This window comes from Polaromonas sp. (assembly GCF_039930745.1).
Taxonomy (GTDB): Bacteria; Pseudomonadota; Gammaproteobacteria; order Burkholderiales; family Burkholderiaceae_C; genus Polaromonas.
In genome coordinates, this window is record NZ_JBDTTH010000102.1 from 1 (window position 1) to 13,990 (window position 13,990).

The 13,990-nt window shown below is 64.2% G+C and carries 14 protein-coding genes; 9 read left to right on the top strand and 5 right to left on the bottom strand.

The window, feature by feature from the left end:
* A partial coding sequence (locus tag ABI660_RS20455; RefSeq protein ID WP_348071570.1) for an ABC transporter substrate-binding protein occupies positions 1–695 on the bottom strand: 695 nt, incomplete at its 3' end.
* 122 nt (positions 696–817) lie between these two features.
* Positions 818–1,786, bottom strand: coding sequence for a 2-hydroxyacid dehydrogenase (locus ABI660_RS20460; RefSeq protein ID WP_348071572.1), 969 nt, complete (start codon positions 1,784–1,786; stop codon positions 818–820).
* Between the two features lie 67 nt (positions 1,787–1,853).
* On the opposite strand from ABI660_RS20460, the gene ABI660_RS20465 reads away from it, so the two are divergent.
* The 9 genes from ABI660_RS20465 to ABI660_RS20505 all read left to right on the top strand — a co-directional run bounded on the left by ABI660_RS20465 (position 1,854) and on the right by ABI660_RS20505 (position 10,741).
* On the top strand, positions 1,854–3,596 hold the full coding sequence (locus ABI660_RS20465; protein WP_348071574.1) for an IlvD/Edd family dehydratase: 1,743 nt from the start codon (positions 1,854–1,856) through the stop codon (positions 3,594–3,596).
* 15 nt (positions 3,597–3,611) lie between these two features.
* Entirely contained in the window at positions 3,612–4,613 is a 1,002-nt protein-coding gene (denD, locus tag ABI660_RS20470) for a D-erythronate dehydrogenase (protein ID WP_348071576.1), read from the top strand.
* A gap of 47 nt (positions 4,614–4,660) precedes the next feature.
* Entirely contained in the window at positions 4,661–5,563 is a 903-nt protein-coding gene (locus tag ABI660_RS20475; RefSeq protein ID WP_348071578.1) for a 2-dehydro-3-deoxygalactonokinase, read from the top strand.
* Positions 5,560–6,198, top strand: a complete 639-nt coding sequence (locus tag ABI660_RS20480) for a 2-dehydro-3-deoxy-6-phosphogalactonate aldolase (RefSeq protein ID WP_348071580.1) — start codon at positions 5,560–5,562, stop codon at positions 6,196–6,198. Before ABI660_RS20475 ends, ABI660_RS20480 begins: the two co-directional genes overlap by 4 nt.
* The gene (locus tag ABI660_RS20485; RefSeq protein ID WP_348071582.1) at positions 6,195–6,989 is read left to right on the top strand and encodes an SDR family oxidoreductase; all 795 of its coding nucleotides are present in this window, start codon (positions 6,195–6,197) and stop codon (positions 6,987–6,989) included. The genes ABI660_RS20480 and ABI660_RS20485 overlap by 4 nt, the downstream gene beginning before the upstream one ends.
* Before the next feature lie 131 nt (positions 6,990–7,120).
* A complete protein-coding gene (locus ABI660_RS20490; protein ID WP_348071584.1) occupies positions 7,121–7,537 on the top strand; it encodes a hypothetical protein in 417 nt (138 codons plus the stop codon).
* Between the two features lie 149 nt (positions 7,538–7,686).
* A complete protein-coding gene (locus ABI660_RS20495) occupies positions 7,687–9,897 on the top strand; it encodes a copper-translocating P-type ATPase (protein WP_348071586.1) in 2,211 nt (736 codons plus the stop codon).
* A gap of 24 nt (positions 9,898–9,921) precedes the next feature.
* The gene (locus tag ABI660_RS20500; RefSeq protein ID WP_348071588.1) at positions 9,922–10,098 is read left to right on the top strand and encodes a hypothetical protein; all 177 of its coding nucleotides are present in this window, start codon (positions 9,922–9,924) and stop codon (positions 10,096–10,098) included.
* Positions 10,088–10,741 carry a DNA-3-methyladenine glycosylase I gene (locus ABI660_RS20505; RefSeq protein ID WP_348071589.1) on the top strand — a complete coding sequence of 218 codons (654 nt, stop codon included), beginning with the start codon at positions 10,088–10,090 and terminating at the stop codon, positions 10,739–10,741. Before ABI660_RS20500 ends, ABI660_RS20505 begins: the two co-directional genes overlap by 11 nt.
* A 73-nt stretch (positions 10,742–10,814) precedes the next feature.
* Here ABI660_RS20505 and ABI660_RS20510 read toward each other — a convergent pair whose 3' ends face one another.
* The 3 genes from ABI660_RS20510 to ABI660_RS20520 all read right to left on the bottom strand — a co-directional run.
* On the bottom strand, positions 10,815–12,230 hold the full coding sequence (locus ABI660_RS20510; RefSeq protein WP_348071591.1) for an MATE family efflux transporter: 1,416 nt from the start codon (positions 12,228–12,230) through the stop codon (positions 10,815–10,817).
* 134 nt (positions 12,231–12,364) lie between these two features.
* On the bottom strand, positions 12,365–13,621 hold the full coding sequence (locus tag ABI660_RS20515) for an MFS transporter (protein WP_348071593.1): 1,257 nt from the start codon (positions 13,619–13,621) through the stop codon (positions 12,365–12,367).
* A partial coding sequence (locus ABI660_RS20520) for a MarR family transcriptional regulator (RefSeq protein ID WP_348071595.1) occupies positions 13,614–13,990 on the bottom strand: 377 nt, incomplete at its 5' end. The genes ABI660_RS20515 and ABI660_RS20520, both read right to left, overlap by 8 nt.

Sequence of the window (13,990 nt, forward strand, 5' to 3'; positions counted from 1 at the left end):
AGCAGCTTGCCGCTGTCGCTGACCAGCTTGACGTTGTAGGCGTCCATGAAGGTCAGGAAAGAATAGAACGAGTCGCTGGAGTCCACGCCCAAGGGCTGGCCAATGCCAAATGCGCGGGTGCCGCTCTTGGCACGGTAGCCAGGCTGCGCCTTATCACACCAGAAATCCCAGTAGGCTTTCCAGTTGGTCGGGATATCGGATTCCTTGAACCCGGCCTCCTCCAGCATGTCCGCCCAGTATTGGATATGCATGGTCTGCTGCTTCATCGGAAACGCGTAGTAAGCACGTTTCTTGTCCACGTCGTTGTACAGGAAGGTGGTTTCGACCGTATTTTTTGCGAAGCGCGAGCGCATGGGATCGATCACGCTGCTGATATCTTCCAGCTTGCCTTCGAAGGCCCATTTGCCGGCCACCTGGAAGTCATAAACGTCACCGTAGGAAACATCAGGCGGGTTTCTGGAGTCCATCGCCGCGACGCTCTTCGGGATGATTTCCTGCGGCGCATATTGCGACAGCTCCACCTTGATCTTGGTCTTGGCTTCGAACTTCTTGATGGCGGCAAAAAGGGCGTCATCCTCAGCCTTGTAAAAACCCTTGGCCCACCAGACGGTAAGTGTTTCCTGCGCTGCGGCCTGCCCGGCGGTCACCAGGCCCGCCGCGACCATCGCGGTCGCGAGCATTGTCTTGAGCTTCATTTCAATTTGTCTCCTGTGCAGTTAGTTGTTGAACCAGCGAAAAAATCAGGCTTCTGCTCTCCTGAAGTCGTTGTTATCATATGATGATTGACAATGATCACGTCTATGGAAAACCCGAACAATCAGGCCCACTCCGGCACCGGACTGAGCAGTGGCCGGCCCGCAAAATGAGCAGCCAGATTGGCCGCAGCAAGGTCCGCCATGGCTTGCCGGGTCTGGCGCGTCCCGCTGGCAATGTGCGGCGTCAACACCACGTTGTCCAACGCCCACAAGGCCTCGGGCACATGGGGTTCTTTTTCAAACACGTCCAGGCCGGCACCGGCAATCACGCCTTGCTGCAGGGCCTGCACCAGCGCCGCTTCGTCCACCACCGAGCCGCGCGCCACATTGATCAGGTAGCCGCCGGAGCCCAGCGCCTGCAACACCTCCGCATTGATCAGGTGGCGCGTGCCGGCGCCACCCGGCGTGATCACGATCAGGAAATCAACCTGGGCCGCCAGCGCCTGCGCTGTTGGAAAAAAACTGTACGCCACGCCGGGCTTGGCGTTACGCGCGGTGTAGGCAATGGACATGCCAAAAGCTTCGGCCCGGCTGGCGATTGCCTGGCCGATGCGCCCGAGACCCACAATGCCCAGCCGCGCGCCCGACACCTTGCGGCTCAGGGGCATAGCGCCTTCCCTGGCCCAGCGGCCCGCGCGCACATAACGGTCCGCCTGCGGAATGCAGCGCGCCACGCTCAGCATGAGGCCGATGGCCAGGTCGGCCACCTCGTCATTGAGCACGCCAGGCGTGTGCGTCACCGGGATGCGGCGCTCCAGCGCCGTGGCGACATCCACCCCGTCGTACCCGACGCCGAAAATGGACACCATTTCGAGCACCGGCAACTGGTCCATCAGCGTGCGCGACACTTTCGACTCGCCACCTCCGACGACGGCCCGAATACCGGAGGCGGCTTTGGCGAATGCTGCCGGGTCGGTCTCGTGCAGGCGCTCATGCACCACATAAGCCGTCTGGAGCGGCTCGAGCAGGAAGGGCGGCAACTTCGAAACAGCAAGAATGGCGGGACGGGACAAGGCAACTCCTGGGGTCATGGTTATCACTGAGACAGTCGCGCCAATGGTATGACGATAATATGTTTAACAATTAAGGATTTTCCCTATGAGCGATCCCACCACACCCCGAAAAAAACCCGCAGAACTTCGCAGCCAGCAGTGGTTCGGACGCCAGGACCGTGACGGTTTTGCCTACCGCAGCTGGGTCAAAGGCAAGGGTGTGCCGCATGACCAGTTCGACGGGCGGCCCGTCATCGGTATCTGCAACACCTTCAGCGAACTGACGCCCTGCAACAGCCACTTTCGCACGATTGCCGAGCAGGTGAAGATTGGCGTGTACGAGGCCGGCGGCTTCCCGCTCGAGTTCCCCGTGATGTCGCTGGGCGAAACCCTGCTGCGGCCGACCGCCATGCTGTACCGCAACCTGGCCAGCATGGACGTCGAGGAAAGCATCCGCGGCAACCCGATCGATGGCGTGGTGCTGCTGATGGGCTGCGACAAGACCACGCCTTCGCTGGTCATGGGCGCAGCCAGCGTCGATCTGCCAACGGTAGGCGTCAGCGGTGGCCCCATGCTCAGCGGCAAGTGGCGCGGGCAGGAACTCGGCTCTGGCACCGGCGTGTGGAGTATGAGTGAGCAGGTGCGTGCCGGCACACTCAAACTGGCCGACTTTTTTGAAGCCGAAAGCTGCATGCACCGCAGCCATGGCCACTGCATGACCATGGGCACGGCCAGCACCATGGCAAGCATGGTCGAGGCGCTGGGCATCGGCCTGCCGGGCAACGCGGCCTACCCCGCCGTGGATGGCCGGCGCAATGTGCTGGCGCGCATGGCCGGCCGCCGCGCGGTCGGGATGGTGCATGAGGACCTGACGCTCTCGAAAATCCTCACACGCGAAGCCTTTGAAAACGCCACCAAAACCCTGGCTGCGATTGGCGGCTCGACCAACGCGGTGATCCACCTGATCGCGATGGCCGGTCGCATTGGCGTGAAACTCACGGTGGACGACTTCGACCGTCTGGCCAGCGAGCTGCCCTGCCTGGTCAACCTCCAGCCCTCCGGAAAATTCCTGATGGAAGACTTCTGCTACGCCGGTGGCCTGCCGGTGGTGATGAAGGAAATTGCTCAGCACTTGCACCTGGACGCGATCACGGCCAACGGCCAGACCATAGGCGCCAACATTGCCAATGCGCAGAACTACAACACCGAAGTCATCCAGCCGCTGGCCAAGCCTTTCAAAGACAAAGCCGGCATTGCCGTGTTGCGCGGCAACCTGTCGCCGCGCGGCGCCGTCATCAAGCCAAGCGCGGCCACGCCTGCGCTCATGGTGCACACCGGCCGCGCGGTGGTGTTTGAAAACATCGAAGACTTTCACGCACGCATCGACGACGAGAACCTCGACATTGATGAGACATGCGTCATGGTGCTGAAAAACTGCGGCCCCAAGGGTTACCCCGGCATGGCCGAGGTGGGCAACATGCCGCTGCCGCCCAAGGTGCTGCGCAAGGGCATCACCGACATGGTGCGCATCAGCGATGCACGCATGAGCGGCACCGCCTACGGCACGGTGGTGCTGCACACCGCACCCGAAGCGGCGGCCGGTGGGCCACTTGCCATCGTCCAGAATGGCGACATGATCGAACTCAATGTCCCCGAGCGCAAGTTGCATCTGCACATCAGCGATGAAGAACTGGCACGCCGCCTGGCTGGCTGGAAAGCACCGCCACCGCCGCTGTCCTCGGGCTACTGGAAGCTGTATGTCGACCACGTGTTGCAGGCCGACGAAGGCGTGGACCTGGACTTCCTGGTCGGCAAACGCGGCTCCTTTGTGCCGCGCGACAACCATTGATTCACAAGGCTTGACATGAAATTACTCATCACGGGAGGCGCGGGTTTTGTGGGCGCCAGACTGGCCCGCGCCATTCTTCAGAAAGGCCAGCTTGATGGCCAGTCGATTAATGAGCTGCACATTGCCGACATGTTTGCACCGCCCGCCGATCTGGCGGCAGACGAGCGGGTGCGGGTACATACCGGCCCGCTGCTCAATCAGTCGGGCCTGTTTGCCAGCGGCTTCGACGCCGTGTTCCACCTGGCTTCGGCCGTGTCGGGCGAGTGCGAACTGGACTTCGACCTGGGTCTGCGCTCCAACCTCGACAGTACCCGCCTTCTGCTCGATGGCCTGCGCCAGGCCGGCAATGCCCCGCGGCTGGTGTTCGCCAGTTCGGTGGCGGTGTTCGGGCCGGACGCATCCAACCCGCTGCCCGACCTCGTGACCGACCACACCCTGCCGTCACCGCAGACCTCCTACGGCGCCCACAAGCTGATGTGTGAACACCTGATTGCCGACTACACCCGCAAGGGCTTTGTCGATGGCCGGTCGGCGCGCCTGATGACAGTGACCGTACGTCCGGGCAAACCCAACGGCGCGGCATCCTCGTTCTTCAGCGGCATCATCCGCGAGCCGCTGGCCGGCGTGGAGACCACCTGCCCCGTGGCTGCGGACGTTACACACCCCGTGTCATCTCCGTCGAACACGGTGCATGGCCTGATCACCGTGTTCGAGGCCAGCCAGCAAGCCATGGGCGGGCGACTGGCACTCAATCTGCCTGGCCTCAATGTCAGCGTCGGCGAGATGCTGCAGGCCCTGGAAGAGGTCGCCGGCCCCGCGGTCCGCAAGCGCGTGCGTTTCGAGCGCGACGAACGCATCGCCGGCATCGTGGCCAACTGGGCGCGCGGCGCCAGCGCCGGTCGGGCGCATGCGCTCGGCTTGAAGCCCGATTCGTCCTTCAAGGCCATCATTGAGCAGTACATCGAGGATTGCCGCAGCCCCGCCTATCCGGCCGGTTCCCTGCAGGGCATGCCCTGAATCATGCCCACCAGCATGCCTGGCCCTCCCCCTGTCAAACAACCCGCATGAACGGTCGCCGCTTGCTCGCCGTTGACTGGGGCACCTCGTCGCTGCGCGGCGCGCTGGTGGCGCCTGACGGCAAGGTGCTGGATGAACGCGCCTTTCCGCGCGGCATCCTCAGTGTGGCGGCGGGCGAATTCCCGGCTGTTTTTGAAAGCTGTTTTGGCGACTGGATGGCAGCCGGTACCTTATGCCTGATCTCGGGCATGGCCGGCAGCCAGCAGGGCTGGCATGAAGCACCTTATTGCGCCTGCCCCGCAAATCTCCAGGACATCGCTGACCGGCTTCAATGGCTGGAGCCCGGCCGCATTGCCATCGTGCCTGGCCTCAGCCTGGATCGCGACGGTGTTCCCGATGTCATGCGCGGCGAGGAAACCCAGGTGTTTGGTGCCTTGCTGCTGCTGGGCCTCAGTGAGGCTCGCCTGGTGCTGCCCGGCACGCACAGCAAATGGGTCGCTGCTGCCGGGGGCCGCATCACCGGTTTTTCGACCTGGATGACCGGCGAGTTTTACGCCCTGCTGCGCCGCCATTCCATTCTTGCGCGCTCTCTTCCCGAGGACGACGGCATTCTCGATCTCCCTGCCTTTGACAAAGGGGTAAGGCAGGCGCTGCATGGCCCGGGTCTGTTGCACACGGCTTTCAGCACGCGCACCCTGGCCCTGTTCAAACGCATGGACGCCAGCGCCCTGCCGGCTTATCTGTCGGGTCTGGTCATTGGAGAAGAACTCAAATCACAAAACCTGCGTACCGGCGAACCCGTGGTGCTCATGGGTGCCGAAACGCTGACCGCACGTTATGAGCAGGCGCTGGCGCAACTGGACATTCCAGTCCAGCGTGTCGGTGCCAGCGCCACCTGGCGCGGCCTGCGCGCCATCGCCGACACACTGTCCACTCATTCCCCTCCATGAACTCTCATCAAAAATTTACCGCCGCCCTGCAGACCCTGCCGCTGGTCGCCATCCTGCGCGGCCTGCAGCCTGCCGAGGCCTTGCCCGTCGGCCAGGCGCTGGTGTCCACTGGCTGGACACTGATCGAAGTTCCGCTCAATTCGCCGCAGCCGCTGGACAGCATTGCCGCGCTGGCATCTGCTTTCCCGCAGGCCCTGGTCGGCGCTGGAACGGTGCTGACTGTGGAAGACGTGCGCAACGTGCAAGCCGCGGGCGGCCAGCTCATCGTTTCACCCAACTTCAACCCGGCCGTGGTGCACGAAGCCGTCCGCCTGGGCCTGGTCTGCCTGCCCGGCGTGATGACGGCCAGCGAAGCCTTTGCCGCACTTGATGCCGGTGCGACTGGCTTGAAGATCTTCCCTGCAGAAATGATCACGCCCGCGGTGCTGAAGGCGTTGCGCGCCGTACTGCCCGTCGATGCCGCGGTGCTGCCGGTGGGAGGCATCACGCCGGAAAACATGCACCCCTATTTCGCGGCAGGAGCCAGTGGCTTCGGCATCGGTTCCGCGCTGTACCACCCCGGAACGCCGGCCTCGGTGGTGGCTGAAAATGCTATGAAATTCATAGCTTCCTGCGCTGGTACCATCAGGGCATGAGCACTCTTTCATCCTCTAATTCCTCCTCAATTTCCTTCGGCCTCGCCGGCCGCGTCTGCATCGTCACCGGCGGCGCCCAGGGCATAGGCGAAGCCTGCATTCGCCGCTTTGCGCGTGAAAACGCCAAGGTCGTGATTGCCGACATCGACGACAGCCGAGGCACGTCACTAGCCACCGAACTAGGCGGACTCTATGTGCACTGCGATGTCGGCGACAAGGCCCAGGTTGAAGCGCTGGTGGCGCAAACCATGGCCGCCCACGGCCGCATTGATGTGCTGGTCAACAATGCCGGCATTTTCAGGGCAGCCGATTTCCTGGAAGTCACCGAGGCCGACTTCGACGCCGTGCTGCGCATCAACCTCAAGGGCTCCTTCCTGGTCGGCCAGGCCGTGGCGCACGAAATGGCCAAAGCGGGCAAGGGCAGCATTGTGAACATGAGTTCGGTCAACGGCGTGTTGGCGATCCCGACCATTTCCAGCTACAACGTGAGCAAAGGCGGTATCAACCAGCTCACGCGCGTAATGGCGCTGGCGCTGGCCGACAAGGGCGTGCGCGTCAACGCCGTCGCGCCCGGCACCATCGCGACCGAGCTCGCCTCAAGGGCCGTGCTGACCAGCGATGACGCCAAGGCCCGGATCATGAGCCGCACACCCATGAAGCGGCTTGGCGAGCCTTCGGAAATTGCCGATGCTGTGGCCTACCTCGCCAGCGACGCTGCCAGCTACATCACTGGCGAGATCGTGGTGGTCGATGGCGGCCGCATGACGCTGAACTACACCGTGCCAGTCTAGCGCGAGCCTGCGGCACGCCGCCCTAGGCGGACACAGCCTCGCGCAGTTGACATGGATCATGCGGGCTGCAGAACGCAGTCCAAAAGAGCCGGCATTTCAATAGACTGGACGCTCAGCTTCTGGAGTTCACCATGTCGATTCGCCTTGTTTCCATCCTCGCAGTAACAGCAGCCCTCGGCCTGGCCGGTTGCGCCCAGGTGCCTCCCCGCCATGCGGAACGCCACCCCGGCGCCTCGGCGCCCGCGCCCGGGCAAGGCATGCCGATGGCGCGCATGGACGAGCACATGAAAACCATGCGCACCATGCACGACCGCATGGCAGGTGCAAAAACCCCCGAAGAACGCAACGCCCTGATGGCTGAGCACCGCAAACTCATGCAAGAAGGCATGGCCATGATGGGCGGCATGGGTGGCATGATGGGCCATATGCAGGGCTCCGGCGGCGACCCGGCCGCGCGCCAGCAGATGATGGAAAAACGCATGGAAATGATGCAGTCCATGATGCAGATGATGATGGACCGACTGCCGCCGGTACCGGCCAAACCCTGAGCTGTCTTTCAGTCTTTAGAGCCCTCGAAGAAGGGTATGACCATCCCAGGCAAAAGCCAACGGCGGGCTTGACCTTCCCACGGTGGCAAGGTTTATCTTTTCCCCGATACCCTGTTTCAGGCCTGCAGCACCGAAAAGGATGCCCCTTCATGAATCACTCCCACACCTCCCAGCCCTCGCACGGGACCGCCACGACGGTTGTCGACGACGCAACGGAAACTGCCCATGGCGATGACGCCGTGGCAAGCGGCGCGGTCTACACCTGCCCCATGCATCCACAGATCCGGCAGGACCATCCCGGCAACTGCCCGATCTGCGGCATGACGCTCGAGCCCGTCATGCCCAGCCTGGAGGAGGACGACAACCCGGAACTCGCCTCTTTCACCCGCCGCTTCTGGTGGACGCTACCGCTCACTGTGGTGGTGACGGTGCTGGCCATGTTCGGCCACCGGCTCGGCTGGTTCGGCATGGCAACACAAAGCTGGATAGAGCTGGTGCTGACTTTGCCCGTAGTGTTGTGGGCGGGCTGGCCCTTCTTTGTGCGGGGTGCGCAGTCGGTGATCCACCGCAGCCCGAACATGTGGACGCTCATCAGCCTAGGCACTGGCGCCGCCTTTGCCTACAGCGTCGTGGCCACCGTGACGCCGGGCGTCTTTCCCGGCTCGTTTATCTCCATGGACCGCGTCGCGGTCTATTTTGAGGCAGCGGCCGTCATCATTTCGCTCACGCTGCTCGGCCAGATGCTGGAATTGAAGGCGCGGTCGCAGACCTCGGCAGCCATCAAGTCGCTGCTGGGTCTGGCGCCCAAAACCGCCCGCCGCATCCGGGCCGACGGCACGGAAGAAGACGTGCCGCTGGCCCATGTGCATGTGGGTGACAGCCTGCGCGTACGCCCCGGCGAGAAGGTGCCTGTCGATGGGGTGGTCACCGAAGGCAGCAGCGCCGTCGATGAATCGATGCTGACCGGGGAGCCCCTGCCCGTGAGCAAGCGCCCCGGCGACAAACTCATAGGCGCCACGCTCAACACCAGCGGCGCCCTTGTCATGCGCTCCGAGCGTGTCGGCGCGCAGACCATGCTGTCGCAGATCGTGCAAATGGTTGCGCAGGCCCAGCGCTCCAAAGCGCCCATGCAACGCATGGCCGACCAGGTCGCCGGCTGGTTCGTGATGGCCGTGGTCACCATCGCCGTGCTGACCTTTTTGGGCTGGGGAATGTTCGGCCCGCAGCCGAGCTGGGTCTACGGCCTGATCAACGCCGTTGCGGTGCTCATCATCGCCTGTCCCTGCGCATTGGGCCTGGCCACACCGATGTCCATCATGGTTGCCACTGGCAAGGCGGCAGGCCAGGGCATTCTTTTCCGCGACGCCGCCGCGATCGAACACATGCGCAAAGTCGATGTCCTGATCGTCGACAAGACCGGCACGCTGACGGCCGGCAAGCCTGCGTTTGACCGCGCAATCCCAGCGCCAGGCTTCAGCGCCGACGAGGTGCTGCAACTGGCTGCCAGCCTTGACCAGGGTAGTGAACACCCGCTGGCCGAGGCCATCGTGAACGCCGCACGCGAGCGTGGTCTTTCACTGGACAAGCCCGAAAGTTTCGAGTCGGCCAGCGGCATCGGTGTCGGCGGGCGCGTGGCCGGCCGGGCGCTCGCGCTCGGCAACACCGCGCTGATGGCGCAGGCTGGCGTCGCGGTGGACGCACTGCTGGCTCAGGCTGAAGCCCTGCGGGCCGAAGGCGCCAGCGTGATGCACCTCGCGGTGGATGGCCAGCTCGCCGGCCTGCTGGCCGTGGCCGATCCGGTCAAGGCCAGCACGCCCGAGGCACTGGCAGCACTGAAGGCCGCGGGCCTGCGCGTGATTATGGCCACCGGTGATGGTCACACCACCGCCAGGGCCGTGGCCGCACGCCTGGGCATCGACGAGGTGCACGGCGAAGTCAAGCCTGCCGACAAGCTGGTGCTTGTCAAGCAGTTGCAGAGCGAAGGCCATGTGGTCGCGATGGCGGGCGACGGCATCAACGATGCCCCGGCCCTGGCCCAGGCCGATGTCGGTGTCGCCATGGGCACCGGCACCGACGTGGCCATGAACAGCGCACAGATCACGCTGGTCAAAGGTGACCTGCGCGGCATTGCGCAAGCCCGCATCATCTCGGAGGCCACCATCGCCAACATGAAGCAGAACCTCGGCTTCGCCTTCATCTACAACGCACTGGGTGTGCCGCTCGCGGCGGGGCTGCTCTACCCCTTCACAGGCTGGCTGCTGTCGCCCATGATCGCGGCGCTCGCCATGAGCCTGAGCTCGGTCTCGGTGATCAGCAACGCACTGCGCTTGCGTGCTGAGCGCCAGCGGCCTATCGCCTGATCACCCGTCGCCGGAACCGCCACCTTGCCGACCCGGCTCGGCTCTTCCACACTGCTGGGCCTGAACGTTGCGCTGGGCATCGGCCTGCTTATTGGCGCGGAGCGGGAGCGGCGCAAAGGCAGCGGCCCCACCCGCGGCGCGGCCGGTATGGCGCGGTTCGGGCTCTCGAATCTGAAAACTAGAATCAGGCATGTCTGCTGACGCCAAACCATCCACACCCTCCGGTCTTTTTACCGACGAACCCGGCAACGCACGCTGCGCCTGGTGCCAGGCCACGCCGCTGTACCGCCATTACCACGACACCGAATGGGGTTTTCCTGTGGCCGACGAGCGCAGGCTGTTCGAGAAAATTTGCCTGGAGGGTTTTCAGGCCGGCCTGAGCTGGCTGACCATCCTGAACAAGCGCGAAGCCTTCCGCAGCGCGTTCGCCAACTTCGATGCTGAACAGGTGTCACATTTTGACGCCGGCGATGTCCAGCGCCTGCTCGGCGATGCAGGCATCGTGCGCCATGCCGGCAAGATCGCCTCGACCATCAACAACGCACGGCGTGTCCTTGAGCTGCGCCGTGAATTCGGCTCGCTGGCCACCTATGTCTGGCGGCTTGAACCGGACGCCGCGAGCCGGCCGGAACAAGTCACGCTGGAAGCCGTGCGCGCCCTGCCCCATTCGCCCGCCTCGGCGGCGCTGTCCAAAGACCTGAAGAAACGCGGCTGGACCTTTGTCGGGCCGACCACGATGTATGCCTTCATGCAGGCCATGGGCCTGGTCAACGACCACCTGGAGGGCTGCGCCAGCCGAGAAGTGGCGCTGGCGGCACGGGCAAAATTCGCACCGCCGGCTTGAACGCCGCAGTCACCTGCTACTGAATACATAGCTGGTAGCGCCCGTGACTACTGGGCTAGAGGCCTTTTTTGCTTCAAACCCTGGCAGGTGGCATTCTTTGCAGCAAACCCGCCGTGCTGCGCGGCCAGCCGATGCCGCCAAACCACGCGCCGCCGGCGATCGCCCAGGCATTGAGCACGCCATAAATCACCAGTGCCACGGCCTGCGCCAGAAACACGCCCGCCAGACCACCGCCCCAGCGCAGTGCCAGCCAACCACCCGTGATGGCCACGGCAAGTCGCGCCAGATTGGCCAGCACCGGCCAGAGCAAGCGCCCCGCCCCCTGCGATGCAAAGTACAGCGCAAGGCCCAGGCCGAAGAAACCATAGACCGGCCCCATCGCCCGCAGGTAAACGCTGCCGGCTTCGATCATGGCCGGGTCGCTGTTGAACAAGGAGAGCCAGGCCCGCGGAAAAAGCGCCGCCCACAGGCCAATGGCTTCGGCCATCGCGAAAGCCATGGCCGCGCTTATCCACGTGGCGCGCAGCGCCCGCTCATGCTGACCCGCGCCCATGCAAGTGCCGACCATGGCCACCAACGGTGCGCCGAAGCCGAACACCAGCGGCACCAGCAAATATTCCAGACGCGATGCGGTTCCATAACCGGCGATGGCCGCCGTACCAAACCCGCCCACCAGGGCAGTGGTGATGCCTATGGCCAGATTGGTGGCCACGGTGGATACCGTGCCGACCAGGCCGACACGCAAAATATCCTTGAACAGCACCCAGCGAAAGCGGATGTAGGCAAACGACGGGCGCAGCAGGCTTTTCGGCGACCACAGGTAAGCCGCCAGCACCAGGCTGCCCACCAGGTAATACGCCAGCAGCGCGATGGCGCCGCCGGCAATGCCCAGCGCCGGCAGCGGGCCCCAGCCGAAAATTAGCAGAGGCGACAGCGGCAGCAGCACCAGCGCGCCCAGCACCGTCACATTGGCGGGTACCGCCATGTTGCCGGTGCCGCGTATCACCGCCGACAGCGTGTTGAAGATCCAGATCAGCGCCGCGCCGGCAAAGACCCAGTTGGAATAGAGCATGGCTGCCTCCAGCGCACCGCCCGTACCACCCATGCGGCCATACAGCCATCGACCACCGCCCAGCACCGCCAGCATGAACACCACTGAAAACACGGCGGCGATAACGATGGCATGCAGCACCAGTGCGTCGGCATCGTCCCGGCGCCTGGCCCCCAGCGCGCGCGCAATGGCCGAGGCAATGCCGCCGCCCATGGCGCCGGCCGAGGTCATCTGCATCAGCATCACCACCGGAAACACCAGGGCCATGCCCGCGAGTGCGTCGGTACCGAGCTTGCCGACGAAATAGGTTTCGATCAGGCCGACACCGGCCTGCGCCAGCATCACCAGCACATTGGGCGCGGCCAGGCGCAGCAGGGTCGGGGCAATGGGCGCTTCCAGCAGCAGCCGAGTGCGCGGATCGAGATTGTTGGCCCCCACGCTCCCCACTGCGAGCCTGCGGCCGTTCGCTGCCCCTTGCACTGAAATGGGGGCGCTGTGCGTGCGGACCGGCGAAGCCGGATCCGAGGCTCCTGCTTGACTTGAAGAGCCTGTACTCGACGCACGGGCGCTGTTCATGTTGCCGCTTTCGTTTGACGCGGCAGCAGCGCTTCGCGAATTGGCAGGTTCACCAGTGCGGCGCCCGCGGCCAGCACGATGTCGATGTACCAGACCCAGTCATAACTGCCGGTTGCCTGGAACACATAACCGCCGAGGAAGGCGCCGAAGAAACCGCCTACCTGGTGGGCCAGCATCACGATGCCGAACAACATGGCCATATTGGACGTACCGAACATCTTGGCCACCAGGCCCACCGTTGGCGGAACAGTCGACAGGAAAGTCACACCCATGACGGCCGCAAAAACCAGCATCACCGCCGGTGTTTTGGGGGCTAGCAAGAACACCAGCACTGCCAGGCCGCGCGTTGCGTATAGCAGCGCCAGCAACGACTTCATGCGCCAGCGGCCCACCGCCCAGCCCATGGCCAGGCTGCCGACAATGTTGAACAGGCCAATCATGGCGAGCGACCAGCCACCCACTTCGGGCGGCAGGCCGCACGCGGCCACCACGCCCGGCAAGTGCGTGGCCAGAAAGGCAACGTGAAACCCGCAGACCAGAAAACCCAGACTCAGGTAGCGGTAACTCGGCGTGGCCAGCGCCTGGCTGATGGCCTCGCGGGCACTCAGGGCTTTCTTGCCCGAGGCTGCCGCAGCCTGCGCGGCCAGTGCGTTCGAATTGCCCTTGAGCACCCATACCGCCGGCAGCGCCAGCAGCAGCAACACGCCGAGCCACTGCATCGCATTGGCCCAACCGACGGCGGCGATCAGGCCGACCGCGATGGGTGCCATCGCAAACTGGCCGAAGGAGCCGCCCGCATTGACAATGCCACTGGCAAAGCCGCGTTTTTCCAGCGGCACCAGGCGTGCGGTCGCTGCCATCAGCACCGAAGGGCCAGCCATGCCCGCGCCGCCCGCGGCAAGCACGCCGATGGCGAAGATCAGGCCCGCAGTGCTGGTCATGAGCGGCGTGATGATGGTGCCAACAGCAACCAGCAGTACCCCCAGAAAAATAACGCGCCCCGCGCCTATGCGGTCGGCCACGGCGCCGGCGAAAGGCTGCGTCAGCCCCCACCAGAGCTGGCCAAAGGCAAAAGCCAGGCTGATGCTGCCTATGCCCAGCGCGGTCGAGGTATTGAGCGCCGACAGAAACAGGCCCATAGTCTGGCGCACGCCCATGGTCAGGGCGAAAGTCCCGGCCGCAGCCAACAGCACCAGCCAGAGTACGGTGTTTTTTGGCGAGGCAGAAGCCACCGTATTTTTTTGTTCACTCATCATCGGCTCCATGCAAAGGAGACAGGCATTCCAGTGATTCATCGATCAGCGCGTGCAGGGCCAGCACACGCTCGGCACCCAGCAGTTGATTGATGCCTTCCTGCGCAACACGCCAGCGGCGCTGCGCCTCGGTGCGTTTGTCGCGGCCGGCATCGGTGATGCTGACCAGCCGGCTGCGCCCGTCGCTTCCGGGCGCCAGGTCCAGCCAGCCGGCGGTGACCAGCGGTTTGAGGTTGCGCGTCAGCGTGGAAGCATCCAACTTCATCTCGCGAGCCAGGTCGCCCGGCCGCAGGGGGCCCAACTTGACAACGTAGGACAGCAGCGAATACTGCGTTCCCTTGAGCCCGGTCTTGCCGACCTCGGCGTCAT